Source organism: Neisseria shayeganii (genome assembly GCF_014054965.1).
GTDB classification, from domain to species: Bacteria; Pseudomonadota; Gammaproteobacteria; order Burkholderiales; family Neisseriaceae; genus Eikenella; species Eikenella shayeganii.
The window spans coordinates 307,444-331,638 of record NZ_CP059567.1 but is presented as its reverse complement, the minus strand read 5'-3'; the positions used below and the strand labels follow the sequence as shown (position 1 = coordinate 331,638).

The following is a 24,195-nucleotide window of genomic DNA, read 5'->3' as shown; positions in this document are numbered from 1 at the left end:
TGTTACGGAAAAAGGCGGCTTACTCCGCCATGTGCACCGATTGGATGGCGGTAATCGCAATCGTGTACACAATGTCGTCCACCAAAGCACCGCGCGACAAATCATTAACCGGTTTGCGCAAACCCTGCAGCATGGGGCCCACGCTCAACACATTGGCGCTGCGCTGCACCGCTTTATAGGTGGTGTTGCCGGTGTTCAGGTCGGGGAACACAAACACATTGGCCTGTCCGGCCACCTTGCTGTCGGGCGCTTTTTGGCGGCCGACGCTGGGCACGCTGGCGGCATCGTATTGCAGGGGGCCGTCAATCAACAAATCCGGGCGTTTCTGCTGCGCCAGCACAGTGGCGGCCTTCACTTTTTCCACTTCCGCGCCACTGCCGGACGAGCCGGTGGAATAGGAAATCATCGCCACTTTCGGCTCGATGCCGAAGGCTTTGGCCGAATCGGCGGACTGAATCGCAATATCGGCCAACTCTTCGGCCGTGGGCTCGGGATTCACTGCGCAGTCGCCGTACACCAGCACCTGATCGGGCATCAGCATGAAGAACACGCTGGACACCAGACTGGCGCCGGGCGCGGTTTTGATCAATTGCAGGGCCGGGCGGATGGTGTTGGCGGTGGTGTGAATGGCGCCGGACACCAAGCCGTCCACATCCCCCTGCTGCAACATCATGGTGCCCAATACCACGGTGTCTTCCAAAGCTTGGGCCGCCAAGCCGTGGGTTAAACCCTTGTGTTTGCGCAGGGCCACCAAAGGCTCGATGTATTGATCGCGGATGCTTTCCGGGTCGATGATTTCCAAATCCTCGGGCAGCTCGATGCCTTTGGTTTTCGCCACGTCCAATACCTCCTGCGGCTTGGCCAGCAGCACGCAGCGGGCGATGCCCTTGGTTTGGCAGATGGCGGCCGCTTCCACGGTGCGCGGCTCGCTGCCTTCCGGCAGCACAATGCGCTTGTTGGCCAAACGCGCCTGCTCCATCATGCGGAAACGGAAGGCCGGCGGGGACATCAGCAATTGGCGCGGTTGGCCGATGTTGCGGCAAAGCAATTCGATGTCGAGGTTTTCGGCCACGAAATCGACCACGGTTTCCATGCGTTCCACATCGTCGGCAGGGATGTGGGCGTCTTGGTGCGACAGCGCATAGGCGGTGCTGTAAGTATCGCGCTCGGTAAGCAAAATCGGCAGCTTGTTCATCAGCGCCGGGCGCAGAATGTCTTGCAGCGGCAGGGAAGGCAGCGAATCGCAAGTCAGCAGCATGCCGGCCAGCGGCACGCCGCTCAAGCTTTTCAGCGCCGCCGCCATCATCACGTCTTCACGGTCGCCCGGGGCAATAATCAGGGCACCGGGCTTGAAGCGGTCGTGCATATGGGTGGCGCTTTGGCCGGCCACCACGATTTCTTTCACCCGGCTGTCCAAATACTCTTCGCCCAAGACGGTGCGGGTGTTCAGGTAGCGGGCGATGTCGAGCATGCGGCGGGCGGACTTTTCCGGCGCAAACGGCACCACGCCCATGCAGGGCAGCTGCCCGCGCACCCGCTCACTGACCGACTGTGCAAAGGCTGCTGCGTCGGTGCCGGTAAATTTATTCAGGATGAAGCCCACCACCTCGGTGCGGCTGTCTTGGTATTCGCGGGCCGCCAAGCTGATTTGATCGGCCACTTGCTCGGGCGCGGCGTCCTGAACGGAGGCCACCAAAATGATTTGCGCATTGACGGCGGCGGCGATTTCACCGTTTTTGCGGGCCAGGAAATTGCGCTCGCTGTCGGGCACCACGCCTTCGATCACGGCCACATCATGCTCGACCGCCGCCGCTTTGCTGAAATCGGACACCACCAGCTCGATCAAATCGTCGCTTCGGCCGGCGCCCACCATTTCCTCCACCTTGGCCAGAGGGAACGGGCGCGGCGGCGTGAGGTGAAACAGCTTTTCAGCAAAGGTCATCACCGGCTCGGTTTCGCCCGGCGCCACCGGCGTGTGCGCCACCGGTTTGTAATACACGGCGCGGCGGCCGCTGCGTTGCAGCGCACGCACCACACCTAGCGTGATGCTGGTCAGACCTGCTTTGGTGCCGATCGGCTCCAACAAAAAATTCGGCATAATGGTTTACACTTTCTGTGAACAATAAAATCAGTCAATCAGTTATCCGCATCAATAGCGGAAGGGCGGAAAACCCTACTTTCCGCCGCGGGGCAACACACGGGACGGTGCGACAGGCTACCTGAACGCCCATCATCTAAGGGGCTTATTGTTGCACCGCAATAAAAAAACGGCAAGGCTGCCGTTTCCGGTTTTCAGGTAGCCCGAGTTTGCCAGCCGCCGCACTCACTCCTGCCGGCCCGGGCGCGGGATTTTCAAGCCCAGCCACTTGATGTAGCTGCGCTCGTCCAATTCTTTTACCGTGATCTGAATTCCGCCCACATGAATGCGGTCCCCGGCCACCGGCACGTCGCCGAAACGGCGGCGGAACAGCGTCATCAGCTGCAAATCGGCTTCCTCGGGATCGGCGGCCAAGCCGTAGGCATGCGCCAACTCGCCCACTTTCACATCGGGGCGCACCACAAATTCACCGTAGAAATTCTGCTCGTCGGCATTCATGCCTTCAAACTGGCCGGCAAATTCTTCGCCCTTGTCCTCCGGCAGCACATACCACACCACATCATCAGCCTGCATCCGCGTATTCATGCCCACCGGAACGGTTTGCCCGTTGCGCACCAAGGAGAAAAAACGGCCGTCGGCGAAGCGGCTGTCGCGCGTCATCACATAAGGATGGCTGTTTTCCGCATCCGATCCGCCCTGCACGCGGAACGATTGCATCAACACCGACAACGTTTTGCCCAGCCAGATTTCGCGGGTGGCCAAAGGCTCGGGCGCGGCCGGGATCACCACTTTCAGCCAACGGGCCACCGCCGGAATGGTCGTGCCCTGAATCAGCAGCGACAAGATCACCACCGCAAACGCCACGTCAAACAACAGCAAGGAATTGGGCACCCCCATCATTAAGGGCATGATGGCCAAAGTAATCGGCACCGCACCGCGCAGGCCCACCCAACTGATGTAGGCGATTTCCCGCCGCGAATAATGGAACCATTTCAGCGACGACCACACCACCAGCGGCCGGGCGATAAAAATCAGCACCGCCGCAATCACCAGCGCATGCATTCCCTGCTCCAACAGACGGCTGGGGGCCACCAATAAACCGAGCACCAAAAACAAGGCCGCCTGCGCCAGCCAAGCCAAACCGTCCATCACATTCAGCACGTGTTCGGTGGCATTGTTGCGCGCATTGCCGATCAGCACGCCCGCCAAATAGACCGCCAGAAATCCGCTGCCGCCGGCGATATTGGTGAGCGCGAACAGCATCAGGCCGCCGGAGGCGATCATCAGCGAATACAGCCCCTCGGCCAAACGGATGCGACTCAACAAGACGGCCAATAACTTGCCTGCCGCCCAACCCAACAGCACACCCAAGCCCAGCTGTTTGACCAACAACAGCAGCATATCGGACAAGCCAAACTGTTCCGGCTGTAAAATCAGGCTGATAAAGGCGCTTACCAGCAAAATCGCCATCGGGTCGTTCAAACCGCTTTCCAGCTCCAAGGTGGCCGACACGCGGGAATTGAGGCGCACCCCGCTGTTGCGCAACAGGGAAAACACCGCCGCGGCGTCGGTGGAGCCGACGATCGCCGCCATCAAAAAGCCCAATTTCCAATCGACATCCAGATAAAAAGTGGCAAACAAGCCCAGCAAAATCACGCTGCCGACCACGCCCCAGCTGGCCAATACCGCCGCCGGCTTGGCCGCAATGCGGAACGTTTCCACCCGCGTGCGCAAGCCGCCGTCAAGCAGAATAATCGCCAAAGCCAGCTGGCCGACCATGGCCGAACCGGCATAGCTGTCAAAGCGGATGCCGCCGATGCCGTCTTCGCCCGCCAGCATGCCGACCCCGAGAAACACCAACAACAAAGGCATTCCCATCCGCGCAGACATACGCGTGGCCACCACGCTCACAAACAGCAGGGCGGCCATCACCAAAAACAGGATGTTCATTTGTTGCATACAATTGCTCGGCAGGAATGAAAAGAAACAGGCGGCCTGCCATTTATTAGGAACAGGCCTCAAATGAAAATGCGGCGAGTTTAACACGCCTATCCGCGCAATCAATGCGCCTGCCCGTCCGGGCAAAATGTCGCGCCGCATTTTTGCAGAACTTTGCACGCATCCGGCCCATACCGGACTCAGGCTACCTGAAAGCACCACAAGGCAAACGGGGCAGCCGCTTTGTCTGCCCCGTTGTCATACGGCGATCCGATTATTCGCCCCAATCAAAACAAGCGACCGTTTCCACATGTGCGGTTTGCGCAAACAGATTGATGATGCCGGCGCTGCGGAAGCGGTAGCCCTTCTGCACCAATACCGCCGCATCGCGGGCAAACGTAGCGGGATTGCACGATACATACACAATCCGCTTCGGCAGATAAGGCGTATGTAGCGCCTGCACCACGGCATACGCGCCGCTGCGCGGCGGATCGAGCAGCATTTTGTCGAAACGCCCCCATTCGGCCACTGTCTGCGGAGTGGTGTCGAACAAATCGGTGTGGATGAAACGGGTGCGCCCCGCCAGGCCGTTTAGGCGGGCATTGGCTTCGGCCCGCTCGGTTAACGCTGCCGCGCCCTCCATGCCCACGGTTTCGGCACCGCAGGCGGCAATCGGCAGGCTGAAATTGCCCAATCCGCAAAACAGGTCGGCAATGCGCTCGCCGGCCTGAGGTGCCAACAAAGCCAGCGCCCGGCGCACCATCAGGGCATTGGTGTCGGCATTGATTTGGGTGAAATCACCCGGGCGGTAAGGCAGGGTCAAGCCATATTCGGGCAAGCGGTAAAACAGGCCCGCTTCGGCCGGCAGCAGCGGCTCCGCTTGCCGGCCGGTTTGCAGATAAAGCTGCCAACCTTGGCGGCTCCAAGCGGCCGCCTGTTTCCGCAGCACAGCCAGCACAGGTGGGGGAAAGCGTCGGCCGTGCAGGGTGAGTGCGCAAGCTTCTTCGCCCTGATGCAGTTCGACGGCGCCGATATCGGCCCCGGCCACTTCATTCAGCAAACAGCGCACGCTAGCCAATTGCTCGGCCAACGGCGGCGACAACACGGGGCACTCCTGTATGTCCACAATGCGGTGACTGTGGCGGCTTTGGAAACCGAAAACCGCTTTGCCGCCTGCCGGATGGGCCACACTGAGCCGCGCCCGCTGACGGTAGCCCCAGCTGCGGCCGTAAATGGCGGGCAAATACTGTTGCGGCTGAATGTTCGCCAGCCGTTGCAGCTGTTCTTCCAAAATCCGCTGCTTATAGGCTACCTGAACGTCGCTGCGCACATGCTGCCAAGAGCAGCCGCCGCAAGTGCGGTAATGCCGGCAGCGCGGGGAAATGCGGTGCGGGGAAGGCTGCAGGACGGCCAGCATTTCGGCTTCGTCGAAATGCTTTTTGCTACGTGTGAGCCGGTAAGACACGGTTTCCTGCGGCAGGGCGCCTTCGATAAAAACCGCTTTGCCGTCAACACGCGCAATGCCCCGCCCTTCATGATCAATGCCTTGAATGGTGGCGATATTCATAAAACAAAAACAGGAATGTGGTTTCAGGTAGCCCGAGGGCGGTGGTAGATAGATGGCATCGATGTTTAATGGTCAGGCCAGATACAGCCCGTCAGAACACCTGCCGATCGCTGTCGTCCCAAGCGAGAATATCGGCCGAGCCGTCGGCTGAATCCGGCTCCGTGCTGGGAATCCGCCGACTCTCGTCCGCCCATGCGCCCAAATCGATCAGGCGGCAGCGGCGGCTGCAAAAAGGACGGTAGGGAGATGCCTCTGCCGACCAAACCACCGGCCGGCGGCAGGTGGGGCAAGACACGGTGGGTGGCGTACTCACGGCAAGGCATCCGGCAGCGGGTCGAAACTGCACATTTTGAGACGGAAGGCCACGTTACCAGCCAACTGCTCGCCGCGCGGGCTGTGCTGCGAGGCCTGGATAAAACGGATATGGGTGAAATATTTATTGGCAGACACTTCGGGCAAAGCCCCGTAATCCTGCCCCACCTCAATCGACAACATCTGGATATTCGGCGGCAGGCGTTTGCTTTGAAAACTGCCGCTGACGGCATCACAATCGCTGTTGTGGCTGTTGTGGCGCAGAATACCCAACAATAATTGGATGGCCTCGCCTGTGGGCGTCAGCGAACGGATCCAACCGTTCAGGTCGGCCAGCCGCTTTTCATAGGGCTGCTGCAGCCAATAGTGGTAAGACGGCAGGTCAAACGGCGTGGTGCCGCCGGAAACGGGAATCCGTTGCTTAATCGACATCAGCCATTCGTTCTCGCGCAAATGCTGGCCGAATTTTTGATGCACTTCCTGCAGGTTTTGCGCCGCCTGCAGCAGGACTGCCTGCTCATGCGCCGGCTCCTCACCCTGCTCTTCCTCCGCCAAGTGCTGGCGTTGGCGCTCCAACTCTTGCAAAATGTCCAACTTCAATTCGGCACGGGCGGCACAGTCCATGATTTCAAACAAAGCCGTGAGCGCGGCATGGTGCGCCCACGGCTCCCGGTTGTCCAAAGAAGCATAAAAGCGCAGAAACAAATGTTCGATTCGCAGAAAATTGCGTACACGCTCAGACAAAGGATGCTCAAAAGTAATGACGACTGACATAGCTTATCCACCGAATAATTGCCGGTAACGGGCATGCTGCTCAGCGACTGCGGCCGCCAGCGCCGCCGGCGGCCCGCTGTTTTCGATTACATCGTCTGCCAATGCCAAGCGCTGCGCTCTGGTGGCTTGGGCAGACAGAATTTGCCGAATCATATCATGGCTCAAGCCGCTGCGTTCGGCCACACGCCGGATTTGCAGACTTTCCGGGCAGTCGATGATCAGCACCCTGTCTATCAAATCTCGGAATTGGGGCTGCTCGGCCAGCAAGGGAATTTCGACCACCCCATAGACTTCATCCTGCCAGCGTGCTTGTTGTGCCTCAATTTCCCGCTGAATCAGCGGATGCAGAATGCTTTCCAGCACGCCGCGCGCTGTGGGGTCAGCAAACACCTTATCGCGCAAATGTTGGCGCAACAGGCTACCTGAAACGTCAAACAACTCGTCACCAAAAGCCGCGCGAATCGCCGGCAGGGCAGCGCCCTGATCCGCCGTCAAAGAACGGGCAATCGCATCCGCATCAATCACAGGCACTCCGTGCCGCTCCGAAAACAAACGGGCAGCGGAAGACTTTCCGCTGCCGATGCCGCCGCTCAAACCCACCCAAACAGCCATTCAAATAAATCCCGACTTAGACAGCCACCAATCCATGCCTTGCTTCACCACATCATTGGCCACAAACACAATCCAGCCTGCAATCGCCAATGCCGGACCGAATGCAATCGGCTGGCCTTTGGCCGCTTTCATCACCAAAGCCGCCACCAGGCCGACTAAAGCCGCCATAAACACAATCACCGGCAAACTGCCCACCCCTAGCCACGCGCCCAAGGCCGCCAACAACTTGAAGTCGCCATAGCCCATGCCATCTTTGCCGGTCAGCAGTTTAAACAGGTGGAACAGCAGCCACAGGCTCATGTAGCCGCAAACCGCACCCAGCAAGGCTTGCGGCAGGCTGACAAAACCGAATTGCCAGTTAAACAACAATCCAAGCCAAATCAAAGGCAAGGTCAACTGGTCGGGTAACAGCTGCGTATCGGCATCGATAAACGTCATCGCAATCAACATGGCGGTCAACAATAAACCGCCCAGCGTCACGCCGCTTACCCCGTATCGCCAAGCCACCACACCGAATAACACACCGGTCAGCAGCTCCACCGCCGGATAACGCCAGCCAATCGGTATGCGGCAGTGATGACAACGCCCGCGCAACAGCAGGTAACTGAGCAACGGAATATTCTGCCAAGGCTTAACTCCGGTGCCGCATTCTGGACAGCGCGAGGGCGGAAACATTAGATTAAACGGCTGGAGCTCTTCTTCGGTTAAGGGTAAATCCAAATGCTGCTTGGCCAATACCTGCCACTGTTTTTCCAACATCAGCGGCAGCCGGTAAATCACCACATTTAGGAAGCTGCCGACCAACAGTCCCAAGAGAACGGCCATAACAATAGAAACTTGAGCCTCAAAATTCATGATTGATTCATTTGCTTATTATTTATGATGATACGTTATTTATGATGATACGACTGAGCAATCTCATTCAGAGGTATGAAATCTTCAAATGCTCAGCAGCAAAAAACCGGCTTTGACCAGAAAAAGTTTTTGTCCGGCTGAGAACCGGACAAATCCGAAGGCCAATCGGCTTATTAACCGACCACACTACCCAAATTGAACAAGGGCAGATACATGGCCACCAAAATCACCCCAATAATGCTGCCCAACACCACCATGATAATGGGCTCCATCAGCGATGACAGCGTGGCCACCGCCATATCCACCTCATCTTCGTAGAATTCAGCCGCTTTGTTCAGCATATCGTCTAAAGCACCCGATTCCTCCCCAATAGATGTCATCTGTACCACCATATTGGGAAACAGATCGGTTGCATTCATGGCCGAAGTTAAAGAACTGCCTTGATTGACTTGACTGCGAATGCCTTTGGTCGCTTCTTCATAAATAATATTGCCCGAGGCGCCCGCAACCGAGTCCAAAGCCTCCACCAAAGGCACACCGGCGGTAAATAAAGTTGCCGTTGTCCGCGCCCAGCGGGCAATGGTACCTTTTTCGACAATATTGCCGAAAATCGGCAGTTTCAACAGCAGCGCATCCACCCGCTTTTGCATGGCAGGCGAATGTTTGTGCCATTGAACAAAGCCGGCGACAAGACCAATCAAGCCGATGATCACCAACCAACCGTATTCGACCATGAAATCCGAAATCCCCATCATAAATTGGGTCAGTCCGGGCATTTCCGCATTCATGCCGTCATATACCTTCTTAAATTCCGGCAAAACAAACATCATCATGATGATGATCAAAACAATGGCCACCACTACTACAGCAATCGGATAAGTGAGTGCACTCTTGATTTTCTTTTTAATCGCTTGGGTTTTCTCTTTGTATACAGCCAATTTATCCAGCAGATTTTCCAACACGCCGCCCGCCTCACCGGCCTCTACCAGGTTGCAGTAAAACGAATCGAAGTATTTCGGGTGTTTCCGGAACGCATCGGCCATAGAGGTACCTTGCTCAATATCGCTGCGGATTTCCATCAGCAGTTTGGTCATCGAGGCGTTGGAATGTCCTTTGGCCACAATATCGAATGCCTGCATCAAAGGCAAACCGGCCTTCATCATGGTGGCCAATTGGCGGGTAAACACCGTGATGTCAGCTTGGGTAATTTTCTTCTGGCGGACTTTTTTCTTTTTATGAATGTGGATGACTTTGATGCGGCGGCGGGCCAGCTTGGCGCGCGCCTCTTTCTCATCTTTTGCCACTACTTCGCCGCGTACCATTTGCTCGGTATCCAAACTGCGGCCTTCAAATTCGAAACGGTTGCCGGTTTGTTTGGCTGCAGCTTGATTGACAGACGTTTTCCTGTTTAGAACCATCAGAATACTCCCTTAATTTTTCAATATATTATTTAATCGTTGGTGCTGGCGAGGATTTCCTCCAAAGTGGTCACCCCCTGCATCACCTTCAATAAGCCGGCACGTCGCAAATCAACCAAACCGTCACGGTAAGCCTGTTCGGCAATGTCCACTTCGGTGCCGTTATTCATGATGATTTTTTGCATGGCTTCGCTCACCGGCATGATTTCATACACACCGGCCCGACCCTTGAAACCTTTGCCTTTGCAGCGGTCGCAACCCACTTGGCGGTACATCTGCCAATCACCCTGCAAATCTTCTTCGGTAAATCCGGCTTTCAACAAAGCCGGCGTAGGCGGGCGCTCAATTGGCTGCTTGCAGGTACACAAACGGCGTACCAAGCGCTGCGCCATAATCAGATTGACTGAACTGGCTATATTGAACGGCGCCACGCCCATGTTCAACATCCTGGATAAGGTAGCCGGCGCATTATTGGTATGCAGGGTTGAAAACACCATGTGGCCGGTTTGGGCCGCTTTAATGGCAATATCGGCCGTTTCCAAGTCCCGAATCTCACCCACCATGATGATGTCCGGGTCTTGGCGCAGAAACGCCTTCAAAGCAGCAGCAAAAGTCATGCCTTGTTTGTCGTTTACGTTTACCTGGTTGATGCCGGGCAGATTAATCTCCGCCGGATCTTCCGCCGTGGAGATATTCACGCTCTCGGTATTCAAAATATTCAGGCAGGTATAAAGCGAAACAGTTTTACCCGAACCCGTCGGCCCGGTAACCAACACCATGCCGTAAGGCCGGTGGATGGCTTCAAGCAGCAGCTCTTTTTGGAATGGCTCAAAACCCAGCTGGTTGATGTTCAGCGTCGCCGCATCCGAATTCAGGATACGCATCACAATCTTTTCGCCAAACAGGGTGGGCAAGGTATTGACCCGGAAATCAATCGGCCGCTGATTTTTATTGAACTGAATCTGAATACGGCCGTCTTGCGGGATCCGCTTTTCGGAAATATCGAGCTTGGCCATGACTTTGATACGCGAAGCGATTTGGCCGCGGATATTCAGCGGCGGCTGCACCACCTCGCGCAGCTGGCCGTCGGTACGGAAACGGATACGCGCCATTTCCTCATAAAACTCGAAATGAATGTCCGACGCACCGCCGTTGAGCGCATCGGCCAATACTTTATGGATAAATTTGGCAATCGGGCCGTCTTCTTCCTCGTCCTCCAGCAGCATATTTTTGGCGCCCTCGCCACTGAATTGCTGCTCTGCGGCAATACCTTCCAACAAGGCGGTAGAGGTTTGGCGCACCAGTTCCAGCAAGCTGTCCAATTGCTCGTCATTCAAAATGACCAAGTCCACAATCAGGCCACTGGGGAAAACCAATTTTTGGTAGGTTTGCAACAGTGTCGGATCGGAAACGCCTAAAAACAGCCGCCGCCCGCGTTTAAACAGCGGCACGCAGCGGTATTCCGCCATCTGCTCGTCATCCAAGATATCCGGCACCATCAGCGAACGCGAATAATGCGACAAATCCATCATCGGATAATTGAACAGTTTGGCCAGCAGAGCGGCCAACTCCTGCTGTCGGATGATGCCGGCCTCCGCCAGCATCGGAATAATGTTTTTGTTTTGGTTTACTTTTTCGCGGTATTTTTCAGCCTGTTCCTGAGTAAGCAAGTGATTTTGAAACAAGATGCGCAGCAGTCCGACACTCATGATATAGGCTCGACAAAGAATCCAGAAAACCGCCCGCTCACACGGCTAAAATCTCCGCGCATCCGGGCAGGCCTTTACGTTTATTGAAATGCTTTTGCAAGATTATAAGTAAGTGGACATCAAAATGCATCTGTAAATCCATTGGCCGCTTCACCAAACCCATTCCAAGCAAGTCTCTCAGCGTCCAACGGGCTTGAGCCCTTGAGCAAACCCCGCCTGCGGCAAGGTTTCAAGCTACCTGAAAGCTTCAGCTAGCCATGATTCACGGCGGCCAGGGCAAAGCCGCCAACGGCCGCCCATACCGCCCTGCAAAACCGGGTTTCGCCGCCCTAGCCATTTGTAAGCGTTTGTAGTATGTTACGCGTTTGCCCGACGGACGGCATTTACCGCTTCCACTCCCACACCTCTACAAACCCCTATGCAAACCGTATTAGAACAATGGCGCAGCCAAATCCACTTTGCCGCCCAACAAGAAACCGCCCTCACCATCCGCGGCAGCGGCAGCAAAGACTTTTACGGCGAAACCGTGCCTGAACACAGCCTGCTGGACACCCGCGCCTATCACGGCGTGGTGGCCTACGACCCCGCCGAACTGGTGCTGACCGTCCGTTGCGGCACCCCCTTAAAAGAAGTGGAAGCCGTATTGGCGGAAAAAAACCAAATGCTGCCGTTTGAGCCGCCCCATTTCGGCGAGCACGCCACCATTGGCGGCTGTGTGGCCGCCGGCCTGTCCGGCCCCCGTCGCGCTTTCGCCGGCGCGGTTAAAGATTTCGTGTTGGGCGCCAAGCTGATGAACGGCAAGGGCGAATGGCTCAACTTCGGCGGCCAGGTGATGAAAAACGTGGCCGGCTACGATGTTTCCCGCCTACTGGCCGGTTCCATGGGCACCTTGGGCATCATCGGCGAGATCTCGTTTAAAGTCCTGCCACGCAGCGTGGCCGAGGCCAGCGTTCGTTTCGAGCTGGATGAAGCAGCCGCCCGCCGCCAGATGAATGAATGGATGGGCCAACCGCTGCCGCTCTCCGCCTCTTTCTGGCACAACGGCCTCCTGACCGTGCGCCTCAACGGCGCCCAAGCCGGCGTCGATGCCGCCTTGGCCCGCATCGGCGGCGAACGCCTGACCGACTCTGACGCCGCCGAATTCTGGCTAGCGGTGCGCGAACACACCCTGCCCGGGTTTACGCCGCCCGAAGGGCAGCGCCTGTGGCGCATCAGCTTGCCGGACACCGCCCCGTCTTTGGATTTGGGCAGTATGCCGCTGGTGGAATGGGGCGGCGCCCAGCGCTGGTACCTCACCGATGCCTCCGCCAAAGACATCCGTGTGCAAGTAGCCGCCCTCGGCGGGCACGCCACCCTGTTCAGAGGGCAGGCCGCCGCCGACGAAAGCGTGTTCCACCCCCTGCCGCACGCCGTATTGGCCATCCAGCAGCGCCTCAAACACGCCTTCGATCCGCACCACATTTTCAATCCGCGCCGCCTGTACCGCGAAATCTAACCCTTGCCGGCCAAACCATAACCAACACACACCGGCCATACAGGCTACCTGAAACCAACACAAACCCCACGCCATGCAAACCAATCTGCCCGAACCCCTGTTGCGCACCGAAGCCGGCAAACTGGCCGACACCATTTTGCGCAAATGCGTCCACTGCGGCTTCTGCACCGCCACCTGCCCCACCTACCAAGTCACCGGCAGCGAACTCGACAGCCCGCGCGGCCGCATCTACCAAATCAAACAAGTGCTGGAAGGCGCACCGGCCACCAAAGCAATCCAGCATCACCTCGACCGCTGCCTCACCTGCCGCAACTGCGAAACCACCTGTCCTTCCGGCGTACACTACACCCGCCTGCTGGACATCGGCCGCGAAGTGGTAGAAGAAGCCGTCGGCCGCTCGCCGTGGGAAACCGTGCGGCGCCAAACCCTGCGCCATCTCGTGCTCACCAAGCCCTTATTCCACCACAGCTACCGCCTCGCCCAACGGGTACACGGCCTGCTGCCGCGCACCTTGCGCGGCAAAATCCTGCCGCCGCAACAGCCCCTGCAGAGCGAAGCCGTGCCCGCCAACGCCGTGCACAGCCGCAAAGTCATCATTCCCGCCGGCTGCGTACAGCCGACCATGATGCCGAACATCGACGAAGCCACCTACCGCGTGCTGCACAAGCTCGGCATCCAATGCCTTACTCCCACCAACGGTGGCTGTTGCGGCGCGGTCAATCTGCATCTGAACGAACACGAAAAAAGCCTGGCCGATATGCGCCGCAACATCGACGCCTGGTGGCCGCACATCGAAGCCGGCGCCGAAGCCATTTTGTCGAACACCTCCGGCTGCGGCGTGATGATCAAAGACTACGCCTTCCATTTAAAAGAAGACCCGCAATACGCCGAAAAAGCAAAAAAAGTCAGCGAGCTGACCAAAGACCTAGTTGAAATCATCCTGCCGCAAACCGAACAACTGAGCGCGGCAGCCCGCCCCAGCAACGGAGAAATCTTGGCCTACCATCCGCCTTGCACCCTGCAGCACGGCCAGAAAATCCGCGGCCAGGTAGAGCAGGTGCTGAGCAACCTCGGCTACCAAGTGCTGCTGCCGCAAGACAGCCATTTGTGCTGCGGCTCGGCCGGCACCTACTCCTTCTTCCATCCCGATATTTCCAAACAGCTGCGCGACAACAAACTGCGCCACTTAAGCGATCTGAAACCCGCCGCCATTTTGTCGGCCAATATCGGCTGCCTCACCCATCTGGCCGGCGGCACCGATCTGCCCGTGCGCCATTGGATCGAGTTTGTGGCCGAGCAGCTGCAATAAACCCACTTTTCAGGTAGCCTGCCGGCACCCAGGCTGAGACCTTTGCAAAACCCCCAGATGTGGATGCAGTTCAAGGCGTAGCAGCGCAGCGAGTGTGAACGTCAGGAATCCCTGTGGGACAGACATATCACATAGATAGGCAAGCGAGCGAGCAGTACCCATAGGGCATAAACGCACAACGCAGAAATGCGCCGCAGATGGGGGTTTTGCAAAGGTCTCAGGCTACCTGAAAGCCCTCACGGCGCTTGCAGTGCGCCCGCCAAAAGCTGCAATCCGCTTGCAAACTGACCGCACCGCCACCACCTCGGGCGGCACGGCTTTCCCCCAAACGGCCACAATCCGTTGCCAGTGGGCAGGCAAAACTTCATCCCATTCACCCTGTCAGGAGAACAACATGGCACAACAATACGTTTCCGCGGCCAATCTGCAAATCGAGAAGACTCTGTTCGACTTCATCGAAGGCGAAGTGTTGGCGCGCCATCCGCGCGTGAGCAGCGCCGAATTCTGGCCCGGCTTCGCCGCGCTACTGGAAAAATACACCCCGCGCAACCAAGAGCTGCTGGCCAAACGCGACCGCATCCAGCTCGAACTCGACAACTGGTACAAAGCCAACCCCGGCGCCGTGAAAGACATGGCCGCCTACAAAGGCTACCTGAAAGAACTCGGCTATCTGGTGGACGTACCGGCCGACTTCCAAGTGTCCACCGCCAACGTGGACCGCGAAATCTCCGAGCAAGCGGGCCCGCAACTGGTGGTGCCCATCATGAACGCCCGCTACGCCCTGAACGCCGCCAACGCCCGCTGGGGCAGCCTCTATGATGCCCTATACGGCACCGATGCCATCGCCCAAGACGGCGAACTAGCGCCCGGCAAAGGCTACAACCCCAAACGCGGCGACGCCGTGATCGCCTTCGCCCGCAACTTCCTGGACGAAAGCATCCCGCTGGCCGCCGGCAGCCACAAAGACGCCTTGGCCTACCGCGTGGAAGGCGGCAGCCTTCAGGTAGCCCTGCAAGACGGCAGCAACACCGGCCTGAAACAGCCCGAATGGTTCGTCGGCTACAACGGTAGCGCCGAAACCCCCTCTTCCCTGCTGTTCCTGCAAAACGGGCTGCACTTCGACATCGTCATCGATAAAAACGGCACCATCGGCCAGCAAGACCCCGCCGGCATCCAAGACATCATCATGGAAGCCGCCCTCTCCACCATCATGGACTGCGAAGACTCCGTCGCCGCCGTGGACGGTGAAGACAAAGCCCTGGTGTACCGCAACTGGCTGGGCCTGATGGAAGGCACGCTCACCGAAGAAGTGAGCAAAGGCGGCAAAACCTTCACCCGCCGTCTCAACCCCGACCGCGAATACACCAAACCCGACGGCAGCGCCCAGTTCAAACTGCCCGGCCGCTCCCTGCTGTTCATCCGCAACGTCGGCCACCTGATGACCACCCCCGCCGTGCTCGACCAAAACGGCAACGAAATCCCCGAAGGCATTCTCGACGGCGTGATGACCGCCCTGATCGCCCCCTTCGATCTGGAGCGCAAAGAAAACAAAAACAGCCGCAGCGGCAGCGTTTACATCGTGAAGCCCAAAATGCACGGCCCCGAAGAAGTAGCCTTTGCCAACGAGCTGTTCGCCGCTTTCGAAAAATTGGCCCAACTGCCGCACAACACCCTGAAAATGGGCGTGATGGATGAAGAACGCCGCACCTCCGCCAACCTGAAAGCCTGTATCCACGCCGCCCGCGAGCGCATTGTGTTCATCAACACCGGCTTCCTCGACCGCACCGGCGACGAAATGCACACCTCCATGCAAGCCGGCCCGATGGTGCGCAAAGGCGACATGAAAGCCAGCAAATGGATCAACGCCTACGAGCTGAACAACGTGCAAACCGGCCTCGAATGCGGTCTGCAAGGCAAAGCGCAAATCGGCAAAGGCATGTGGGCCATGCCCGATTTGATGGCCGCCATGCTGGAGCAGAAAATCGGCCACCTGAAAGCCGGCGCCACCACCGCCTGGGTACCCTCCCCCACCGCCGCCACCCTGCACGCCCTGCACTACCACCAGCTCAATGTGTACGACGTACAGAAACAGCTGATCGAAGCCGGCAAAAAAGACCTGCTCGACGACCTGCTCACCATTCCTGTGGCCGACGCCCCCAACTGGAGCGAAGCCGACAAACAGCAAGAGCTCGACAACAACTGCCAAGGCATCTTGGGCTATGTGGTGCGCTGGGTAGAGCAAGGCGTGGGCTGTTCCAAAGTGCCCGACATCCACAACGTCGGCCTGATGGAAGACCGCGCCACCCTGCGCATTTCCAGCCAACACATCGCCAACTGGCTGGCGCACGGCGTGGTGAGCGAAGCGCAAGTCCGCGAAACCCTAGAGCGCATGGCTGCCGTGGTGGACAAGCAAAACGAAGGCGACGCCCTCTACACCCCGATGGTGGGCCGTTTCGATACCTCCCCGGCCTTCCTCGCCGCCTGCGACCTGGTGTTTAAAGGCACCGAGCAACCCAACGGCTACACCGAGCCGCTGCTGCACCACTGGCGCCGCGTGGCCAAAGAACAGGCTTAAGCGCCCGCTCTCGGCTGAAACCAAAGGCTACCTGAAACCGCTTCGGCGGTTTCAGGTAGCCTTTTTCAATTTCAAATAGCCTGAGACCTTTGCAAAACCCCCAGATGTGGATGCAGTTCAAGGCGTAGCAGCGCAGCGAACGTGAACGTCAGGAATCCCTGTGGGACAGACATATCATACAGATAGGCAAGTGAGCGAGCAGTACCCATAGGGCATAAACGCACAACGCAGAAATGTGCCGCAGATGGAGGTTTTGCAAAGGTCTCAGCCCTTATGCTGTGCCCGACAAGCAAAAATTTTGATTTAACATCCGTCAGCACAATGGCCGCGCCCACACTCTCAAGCCTGCAAACAACGCTTGTCCAAATACACCGCCACATGCAGGCCGCTGGCGAAACGGCGGCTGTCGCTCAATACCAGACGGCCGCCGTAACGCCGCGCCACCGCATCGGCAATCGACAAACCCAAACCGGTGCCTTCCTCGCCACTGCCCAAAATGCGGTAAAACGGATCCAACACCCGTTCCCGCTCCGCCGGCGCAATGCCGGGGCCGTTGTCTTCGACATGGAACACAATATGGTCGGCGGTTTCCCCGGCCCACAAATCAATCTGCCCGCCGGCCGGCGTATAGCGCAGCGCATTGTCGGCCAAGGTTTTCAGCAGGGTATAAAGCGCCGTTTCATCGGCATAGCACACCGGATCGGCCGCGTCGGCCACACCGAAATCCTGCTCTTTCGCCTCCGCCAAAGGCAGCAAATCCTCCACCACGCGGCGGAACACAGCCTGCGCATGAACAGCGGCATGGCGCCCGCCGGTCTCGCTGTTTTGCGCCCGCGCGTGAGACAGCAGCTGATCCAACAGCTGGCGGTTGCGGCGGATGCCCTGCTGTAACGCCGCCAGCCTGCCGGCAGCCGGCTCGGGCAGTGGCTGCTGCGCCAAGCGTTCGGCCTGCAGCGACAAAGCCGTCATCGGGCTGCGGAGCTCGTGGGCGGCGTCGGCAATGAAGCGCTGCTGTTGCTGCACCGCCGCCTCAATCCGCTCCAACAAACGGTTCAAAGCCTGCACAAAGCCACGGATTTCCGCCGGCATGCCGGCTTCGGGCAAGGGCGACAAATCTTGGCTGCCGCGCACTTCCACATGTGCCGACAATTCGCTCACCGGCCGCAAGGTGCGCCGGATGATCCACATAGTCAGCAAGCTGATTAAGGGAATCAGCAGCAACAGCGGCAAGACGCTGTTCCACGCCGAGCGGGCGGCCAATTCCTCGCGGTATTCGTTTTCCTGCCACACCGCCACCCGCCCCTGTGGCGTGTGGCGCACGTACACCCGGTAGCTGTCGCCGCCCTCATAAACCGTGTGCAGGCCGTCTGCCAAATGCCCGGGCAGGTCCAGATCGCGTTCATCCTCATCATCTTGCTGTGCTTCGCCGGGATAATCGACATAGATCCGCACATCGTTGTCCACATCGGGCATCTTCGGCGGCGGCGCATTCGGATTGATGTAGGCAGCGGTTTGTCTCAACAAATCGTCTTGGAAGTCGTTGGTTTGCTGATAGGTGTCGTAAAACGCAAAGCCGCCGGCCAAAACGGCCAACAGCAAAAACAGCAAAGAAAAGGCAGCATTCAGGCGCAGCTGCAGGGAGTGACGGAAAGCGGGCATGGGCGGCGAGGCAATCGGGTTTGATACACGGCAATCATACGCGCCGAAATTTAGCACACAATTAGCCGGCCAAAGAGACAAAAACCATTCAGGCTACCTGAAAGCCTTTCAGGTAGCCTGAATGATGATGCAAACGCTTACGGAGACCCATTAACCCGCTTCGCTGCCGCCCACGGTGAGGCCGGCGTCAATGCGTAGCGTGGGCTGCCCCACGCCCACCGGCACGCTTTGGCCGTCTTTGCCGCACACGCCGACACCGGGATCTAGGGCGGTGTCGTTGCCGATCATGCTCACGTGCTTCAACACTTCGGGGCCGTTGCCGATGATGGTGGCGCCTTTCACCGGATATTGCAGCTTGCCGTTTTCCACCCACCAGGCTTCAGACGCGCTGAACACGAATTTGCCGCTGGTGATGTCCACTTGGCCGCCGCCGAAATTCACCGCATACAACCCTTTGTCGATGGAGGCGATGATTTCTTCGGGCTCGTGGCTGCCGTTTTCCATATAGGTATTGGTCATGCGCGGCATGGGCACGGAAGCGTAGCTTTCGCGGCGGCCGTTGCCGGTTACCGCCGTGCCCATCAGGCGGGCGTTGGTTTCGTCTTGCAGGTAGCCGGTGAGAATGCCGTCTTCAATCAACACCGTGCGGCGGGTTTCGTTGCCTTCGTCGTCCAAACTCAACGAGCCGCGCCGCCCTTCGATATTGCCCTGGTCCACCACGGTCACGCCCTTGGCCGCCACCCGCTCGCCGATGCGGCCGGCAAACGCGCTGGTACCCTTGCGGTTGAAATCGCCTTCCAAACCGTGGCCCACCGCTTCATGCAGCAGCACGCCCGGCCAGCCGCTGCCCAGCACCACCGTCATCGCCCCGGCCGGCGCCGGACGCGATTCGAGATTGGTCAGCGCCTGCGCCACCGCCGCCTGCACATAACCGCGCACACACCCGTCATCAAAATACGCCAAGCCGAAACGGCCGCCGCCGCCGGCACTGCCCGCCTCGCGCCGCTCGCCCTGTTTGGCCACCACGGTAACGCTCAGGCGCACCAAAGGCCGGATGTCGGCCGCCACCCGCCCGTCCAAACGGGCGAGATAGACCATCTCGTATTCGCAGGTCAGCCCTGCCATCACCTGCACGATGCGCGGGTCGGCCGCTTTGGCCAACTGCTCCACCTTCTCCAGCAACGCCACTTTGGCCGCCGAATCCAAGCCGGCAATCGGATTGGCCGCATCGTACAGCGGCGGCACCGAGGCTACCTGAAAACGCAAGTCGGCCGAGCGGTTTTGCCCCACCGCGCCGATGGTGCGCACCGCCCGCGCCGCCTGCGCCAAAGCCTCGGCGGTCAGATTATCGGAATAAGCGAAAGCGGTTTTTTCGCCGGATACCGCCCGCACGCCCACGCCTTGGTCGATTTGGAAGCTGCCGGATTTCACCATGCCCTCTTCCAAATGCCAGCTCTCGAAAGCCGTGTGCTGGCAGTAGATGTCGGCATAATCAACCCGGTGGCTGCCGATTTGGGCCAAAGCCGCCGCCAAGTGGTGTTCGTGCAGGCAGTTGGCGTGAAGCAGTTGTTCGGCAACAGTGTGCTGGACGGAATAGCTCATAACAGGTCTTTTAAATATTGGGAAAAGAAAGAGGTAAAAAGTGCGGCATTATAGCAGCCCGACACCAAGATAATCGGCCCGCCCTACGTAATAGATTTTAATTATCATCACATTCAGCCTGATTAAGATATTTTCGCATTTTATTTATTGATAATAATTATCGTTTGTGTATAATCCACTTCAACCACCCACTCACAGGGTTGGCCGATTTCATTATCTCAAAGCCATTCTCTCCAACACCCGCACAGGAGTACGCCTAGCGACACCAGATTTCTTGACATCCCAATACTCAAAACCGAAGGTTGAAGCCCGCTGCCTGAAACAGCGGGCTTCGGCTTTTTCAGTCCGGAGCCCGCGCCCAGCAAGCGTCTGTTCGCCCCCGTTAAAATTCGTTATAATGCGCCGCTTTACACAGCGGCGGCCAGGCCAAAAACAGCATCCCGCCGCCTCACAGTACAACAAACCACGACACAAACGAAGGACAAAACATGGGCTTTTTGCAAGGTAAAAAAATCCTGATTACCGGCATGATTTCCGAGCGCTCGATTGCCTACGGCATTGCCAAAGCCTGCCGCGAACAAGGTGCCGAGCTGGCGTTCACCTATGTGGTGGACAAGCTCGAGGAGCGCGTGCGCAAAATGGCGGCCGAACTCGGTTCCGAACTGGTGTTCCGCTGCGACGTGCAAAACGATGCCGAAATCGAGCAAGTTTTTGCCGATTTGGGCCGCTCTTGGGACGGCCTGGACGGCTTGGTGCACGCCATTGCCTTCGCTCCGAAAGAAGCCTTAGGCGGCGACTTTCTCGACAACATCAGCCGCGAAGCCTTCAACATCGCCCACGATGTCTCCGCCTACAGCCTGCCGGCTTTGGCCAAAGCCGCCCGTCCCATGATGCGCGGCCGCAACAGCGCCATCTTGGCCCTGTCTTACCTCGGCGCCGTCCGCGCCATCCCCAACTACAACGTGATGGGCATGGCCAAAGCCAGCTTGGAAGCCGGCGTGCGCTTTACCGCCGCCTGCGTCGGCCCGGAAGGCATCCGCTGCAACGGCATTTCCGCCGGCCCCATCAAAACCCTGGCCGCTGCGGGCATTGCCGATTTCGGCAAACTGCTCAGCCATGTGGCCGCCCACAATCCGCTGCGCCGCAATGTAACCATTGAAGAAGTGGGCAACACCGCCGCCTTCCTGCTCTCCGACCTCGCTTCCGGCATCACCGGCGAAATCACCTATGTGGACGGCGGTTACAGCATCAACGCATTGAACGAAGCTGCTGAAGGCTGACCGCCGCCGCCATCCGGCCAATCAGGCTACCTGAAACGGGCCGCGCAGATGACCGCGCGGCCCGTTTCAGGTAGCCTGATGTTTCGGGTAGCCTTATGTGGTAAAATCGCGCGTTTTTAAATTCCGGGGCCGCACCGTCATGAGCAGCACAAACGACCACCAGTTTGCCAAAGAGACCATACCCGTCAGTCTTGAAGACGAAATGCGCAAGTCCTATCTGGACTACGCCATGTCGGTGATTGTCGGCCGCGCCCTGCCCGACGTGCGAGACGGCCTCAAACCCGTGCACCGCCGCGTGCTCTACGCCATGCACGAATTGAAAAACAACTGGAACAGCGCCTATAAAAAATCCGCCCGCGTGGTGGGCGACGTGATCGGTAAATACCACCCGCACGGCGACAGCCCGGTGTACGATACCATCGTGCGCATGGCGCAGGACTTTTCCCTGCGCTATATGTTTGTCGACGGCCAGGGCAACTTCGGCTCGGTGGACGGCGACGGCGCCGCCGCCATGCGTTACACCGAAATCCGCATGGCCCGCATCGCCCACGAAATGCTGGCCGACATTGAAGAGGAAACCGTCGATTTCGGCCCCAACTACGACGGCAGCGAACACGAGCCGCTGATTCTCCCCGCCCGCGTGCCCTCGCTGCTGGTCAACGGCTCCTCCGGCATCGCCGTGGGCATGGCCACCAACATCCCGCCACATAACCTCAACGACACCGTAGACGCCTGCCTCAAACTGCTCGAAGACGGCGACACCGACATCGAAGAGCTGATCAACCTCATCAAAGCGCCCGACTTCCCCACCGGCGCCACCATCTACGGCATGGCCGGCGTGCGCGAAGGCTACCGTACCGGCCGCGGCCGCGTGGTGATGCGCGCCAAAACCCACATCGAGCCCATCGGCAAAAACGGCGAACGCGAAGCCATCATCGTTGACGAAATCCCCTATCAGGTCAACAAAGCCAAACTGGTGGAAAAAATCGGCGAACTGGTGCGCGAGAAAACCGTGGAAGGCATCAGCGAGCTGCGCGACGAATCCGACAAATCCGGTATGCGCATCGTCATCGAGCTCAAGCGCAACGAAAACGCCGAAGTGGTGCTCAACCAACTCTACAAACTCACCCAGCTGCAAGACAGCTTCGGCATCAATATGGTGGCCTTGGTGGACGGCCAGCCGCGCCTGTTAAACCTCAAACAGATTCTGCGCGAATTCCTGCGCCACCGCCGCGAAGTGGTGACCCGCCGCACCCTGTTCCGCCTGAAAAAAGCGCGCCAAGAAGGCCACATCGCCGAAGGCAAAGCGGTCGCCCTGTCGAACATCGACGAAATGATTGCGCTGATTAAAGCCTCGGCCGACGTAGAAGCTGCCCGCGAAGCCTTGCTCGCCCGCCCGTGGCGCTCGCAACTGGTAGCCGATATGCTCTCGCGCACCGATTTGGATTTGCGCATGGCCCGCCCCGAAGGGCTACCTGAAAACCGCGGCCTGCACGCCGACGGCTACTGGCTCTCCGACGAGCAAGCCCGCGCCATTCTGCGCATGAGCCTGCGCAACCTCACCGGTCTCGACCAAGACGAAATCGTGCGCGAATACAAGGACATCATGGCCGCCATCATCGACCTGCTCGACATTCTGGCCAAGCCCGAGCGCATCCGCCAAATCATGCAGGACGAACTGATTGCCGTCAAAGCGCAATTCGGCGACGAGCGCCGCAGCGAAATCAACCCCTTCGGCGGCGACATCGCCGACGAAGACCTCATCCCCCCGCGCGACATGGTGGTGACCCTCACCCACAGCGGCTACATCAAAACCCAGCCCACCAGCGACTACCAACCCCAGCGCCGCGGCGGCCGCGGCAAACAGGCCGCCGCCACCAAAGACGAAGACTTCATCGAAACCCTGTTTGTGGCCAACACCCACGACTACCTGATGTGCTTCACCAACCTCGGCCGCTGCCACTGGATCAAGGTGTACCGCCTTCCCGAAGGCGGTCGCAACTCGCGCGGCCGTCCGATCAACAACGTCATCCAGCTGGAAGAAAACGAAAAAGTGTCTGCCATTTTGGCGGTACGCGACTTCCCTGCCGACCAATACGTTTTCTTCGCCACCGCGCAGGGCATGGTGAAAAAAGTGCAGCTCTCCGCCTTCAAAAACGTGAGCAGCAAAGGCATCAAAGCCATCGCCATGAAAGAAGGCGACAGCCTGGTGGGCGTGGCGCGCACTTTCGGCAGCGACGACATTATGCTGTTCTCCAACCTCGGCAAAGCCATCCGCTTCAACGAATACTGGGAGAAAAGCGCCGAGGCCGAGCACGACGGCCCTGACGACGACAGCCCGCTTTCAGGTAGCCCCAACGAAGCGGAAGACGCCGAACACGACAGCGATGCCGACCACGGCGTAGCCGCCGCCAACAAAGGCGTGCGCCCCTCCGGCCGCGGCAGCGGCGGCCTGCGCGGCATGCGCCTGCCGGCCGACGGCCGCATCGTCAGCCTCATCACCTTCGCCCCCGAATGCGAACAGGGCGAACTGCAAGTGCTCACCGCCACCGCCAAAGGCTACGGCAAACGCACGCCGATTGGCGATTACAGCCGCAAAGGCAAGGGCGGCCAAGGCAACATCGCCATCAACACCGGCGAGCGCAACGGCGATTTGGTGGCCGCCACCCTAGTGGCGGAAAGCGACGACTTGATGCTGATCACCAGCGGCGGCGTGCTGATCCGCACCAAAGTGGCGCAAATCCGCGAAACCGGCCGCGCCGCCGCCGGCGTGAAACTGATCAATCTGGACGAAGGCGAAACCCTGGTCAGCCTCGAACGGGTGGACGAAGAGCCTGAGGCAGAAAACGGCTGCGAAAACGGCGCAGGCAACAGCGTGCCGAGCGCCGCGGAAAACGACCTACCCGAGACCGAAGCGTAACCGGCAGCGGCCTCCGCTTTCAGGTAGCCTCGGCAGATGTTCGGCTGAGACTGGGCGCAGAAAAACAGACAC

The 24,195-nt window shown here is 58.7% G+C and carries 16 protein-coding genes and 1 pseudogene; 5 read left to right on the top strand and 12 right to left on the bottom strand.

The annotated features are described in order from the left end of the window. Positions 1–19 precede the first annotated feature (19 nt). From pta to pilB, 9 genes are all read right to left on the bottom strand, one after another. On the bottom strand, positions 20–2,098 hold the full coding sequence (pta, locus tag H3L94_RS01520; protein ID WP_009118882.1) for a phosphate acetyltransferase: 2,079 nt from the start codon (positions 2,096–2,098) through the stop codon (positions 20–22). 225 nt (positions 2,099–2,323) lie between these two features. Then, complete coding sequence (locus tag H3L94_RS01515) at positions 2,324–4,057, bottom strand: potassium/proton antiporter (protein ID WP_182122382.1); 1,734 nt, start codon at positions 4,055–4,057, stop codon at positions 2,324–2,326. Positions 4,058–4,310: 253 nt separating this feature from the next. Further along, on the bottom strand, positions 4,311–5,603 hold the full coding sequence (gene rlmD, locus H3L94_RS01510) for a 23S rRNA (uracil(1939)-C(5))-methyltransferase RlmD (protein ID WP_182122381.1): 1,293 nt from the start codon (positions 5,601–5,603) through the stop codon (positions 4,311–4,313). Positions 5,604–5,694: 91 nt separating this feature from the next. After that, a complete protein-coding gene (yacG, locus tag H3L94_RS01505; protein ID WP_182122380.1) occupies positions 5,695–5,916 on the bottom strand; it encodes a DNA gyrase inhibitor YacG in 222 nt (73 codons plus the stop codon). Beyond that, positions 5,913–6,689 (bottom strand): cell division protein ZapD, encoded by a 777-nt coding sequence (gene zapD, locus H3L94_RS01500; protein ID WP_182122379.1) that lies wholly within the window; start codon positions 6,687–6,689, stop codon positions 5,913–5,915. Before zapD ends, yacG begins: the two co-directional genes overlap by 4 nt. A 3-nt stretch (positions 6,690–6,692) precedes the next feature. Next, positions 6,693–7,301, bottom strand: a complete 609-nt coding sequence (gene coaE / locus H3L94_RS01495; protein WP_182122378.1) for a dephospho-CoA kinase — start codon at positions 7,299–7,301, stop codon at positions 6,693–6,695. Next, positions 7,302–8,156, bottom strand: a complete 855-nt coding sequence (locus H3L94_RS01490) for a prepilin peptidase (protein WP_182122377.1) — start codon at positions 8,154–8,156, stop codon at positions 7,302–7,304. A gap of 173 nt (positions 8,157–8,329) precedes the next feature. Then, a complete protein-coding gene (locus tag H3L94_RS01485) occupies positions 8,330–9,574 on the bottom strand; it encodes a type II secretion system F family protein (RefSeq protein ID WP_182122376.1) in 1,245 nt (414 codons plus the stop codon). A 32-nt stretch (positions 9,575–9,606) separates the two neighbouring features. Next, positions 9,607–11,283 (bottom strand): type IV-A pilus assembly ATPase PilB, encoded by a 1,677-nt coding sequence (pilB, locus tag H3L94_RS01480; protein WP_182122375.1) that lies wholly within the window; start codon positions 11,281–11,283, stop codon positions 9,607–9,609. A 418-nt stretch (positions 11,284–11,701) separates the two neighbouring features. On the opposite strand from pilB, the gene glcE reads away from it, so the two are divergent. Both glcE and glcF read left to right on the top strand, forming a co-directional pair. Beyond that, a complete protein-coding gene (gene glcE, locus H3L94_RS01475) occupies positions 11,702–12,778 on the top strand; it encodes a glycolate oxidase subunit GlcE (RefSeq protein ID WP_182122374.1) in 1,077 nt (358 codons plus the stop codon). Positions 12,779–12,851: 73 nt separating this feature from the next. Further along, the gene (gene glcF, locus H3L94_RS01470; protein WP_182122373.1) at positions 12,852–14,087 is read left to right on the top strand and encodes a glycolate oxidase subunit GlcF; all 1,236 of its coding nucleotides are present in this window, start codon (positions 12,852–12,854) and stop codon (positions 14,085–14,087) included. 9 nt (positions 14,088–14,096) lie between these two features. Here the strand turns inward: glcF and H3L94_RS12240 are convergent. Then, a pseudogene (locus H3L94_RS12240) lies at positions 14,097–14,299 on the bottom strand (ATP-dependent exonuclease). A 182-nt stretch (positions 14,300–14,481) separates the two neighbouring features. On the opposite strand from H3L94_RS12240, the gene H3L94_RS01465 reads away from it, so the two are divergent. Continuing rightward, positions 14,482–16,662, top strand: coding sequence for a malate synthase G (locus tag H3L94_RS01465; protein WP_182122372.1), 2,181 nt, complete (start codon positions 14,482–14,484; stop codon positions 16,660–16,662). Positions 16,663–17,001: 339 nt separating this feature from the next. Here the strand turns inward: H3L94_RS01465 and H3L94_RS01460 are convergent, their stop codons facing one another. Continuing rightward, a complete protein-coding gene (locus tag H3L94_RS01460) occupies positions 17,002–18,321 on the bottom strand; it encodes an ATP-binding protein (RefSeq protein WP_182122371.1) in 1,320 nt (439 codons plus the stop codon). A gap of 150 nt (positions 18,322–18,471) precedes the next feature. Continuing rightward, positions 18,472–19,923, bottom strand: a complete 1,452-nt coding sequence (gene tldD, locus H3L94_RS01455; RefSeq protein ID WP_182122370.1) for a metalloprotease TldD — start codon at positions 19,921–19,923, stop codon at positions 18,472–18,474. A 488-nt stretch (positions 19,924–20,411) separates the two neighbouring features. On the opposite strand from tldD, the gene fabI reads away from it, so the two are divergent. Next, positions 20,412–21,203: an enoyl-ACP reductase FabI gene (gene fabI / locus H3L94_RS01450; protein WP_009118950.1), complete on the top strand. Its 792-nt coding sequence runs from the start codon at positions 20,412–20,414 to the stop codon at positions 21,201–21,203. 139 nt (positions 21,204–21,342) lie between these two features. Further along, the gene (gene gyrA / locus H3L94_RS01445; RefSeq protein ID WP_182122369.1) at positions 21,343–24,123 is read left to right on the top strand and encodes a DNA gyrase subunit A; all 2,781 of its coding nucleotides are present in this window, start codon (positions 21,343–21,345) and stop codon (positions 24,121–24,123) included. The last annotated feature ends 72 nt before the right edge of the window (positions 24,124–24,195 follow it).

What these genes read in the sequence shown, in the direction of transcription:
- pta (WP_009118882.1), bottom strand. Translation starts at nt 2,098, where the DNA reads ATGCCGAATTTTTTGTTGGAGCCGATCGGCACCAAAGCAGGTCTGACC.
- H3L94_RS01515 (WP_182122382.1), bottom strand. Translation starts at nt 4,057, where the DNA reads ATGCAACAAATGAACATCCTGTTTTTGGTGATGGCCGCCCTGCTGTTT.
- rlmD (WP_182122381.1), bottom strand. Translation starts at nt 5,603, where the DNA reads ATGAATATCGCCACCATTCAAGGCATTGATCATGAAGGGCGGGGCATT.
- zapD (WP_182122379.1), bottom strand. Translation starts at nt 6,689, where the DNA reads ATGTCAGTCGTCATTACTTTTGAGCATCCTTTGTCTGAGCGTGTACGC.
- coaE (WP_182122378.1), bottom strand. Translation starts at nt 7,301, where the DNA reads ATGGCTGTTTGGGTGGGTTTGAGCGGCGGCATCGGCAGCGGAAAGTCT.
- H3L94_RS01490 (WP_182122377.1), bottom strand. Translation starts at nt 8,156, where the DNA reads ATGAATTTTGAGGCTCAAGTTTCTATTGTTATGGCCGTTCTCTTGGGA.
- H3L94_RS01485 (WP_182122376.1), bottom strand. Translation starts at nt 9,574, where the DNA reads ATGGTTCTAAACAGGAAAACGTCTGTCAATCAAGCTGCAGCCAAACAA.
- pilB (WP_182122375.1), bottom strand. Translation starts at nt 11,283, where the DNA reads ATGAGTGTCGGACTGCTGCGCATCTTGTTTCAAAATCACTTGCTTACT.
- glcE (WP_182122374.1), top strand. Translation starts at nt 11,702, where the DNA reads ATGCAAACCGTATTAGAACAATGGCGCAGCCAAATCCACTTTGCCGCC.
- glcF (WP_182122373.1), top strand. Translation starts at nt 12,852, where the DNA reads ATGCAAACCAATCTGCCCGAACCCCTGTTGCGCACCGAAGCCGGCAAA.
- H3L94_RS01465 (WP_182122372.1), top strand. Translation starts at nt 14,482, where the DNA reads ATGGCACAACAATACGTTTCCGCGGCCAATCTGCAAATCGAGAAGACT.
- H3L94_RS01460 (WP_182122371.1), bottom strand. Translation starts at nt 18,321, where the DNA reads ATGCCCGCTTTCCGTCACTCCCTGCAGCTGCGCCTGAATGCTGCCTTT.
- tldD (WP_182122370.1), bottom strand. Translation starts at nt 19,923, where the DNA reads ATGAGCTATTCCGTCCAGCACACTGTTGCCGAACAACTGCTTCACGCC.
- fabI (WP_009118950.1), top strand. Translation starts at nt 20,412, where the DNA reads ATGGGCTTTTTGCAAGGTAAAAAAATCCTGATTACCGGCATGATTTCC.
- gyrA (WP_182122369.1), top strand. Translation starts at nt 21,343, where the DNA reads ATGAGCAGCACAAACGACCACCAGTTTGCCAAAGAGACCATACCCGTC.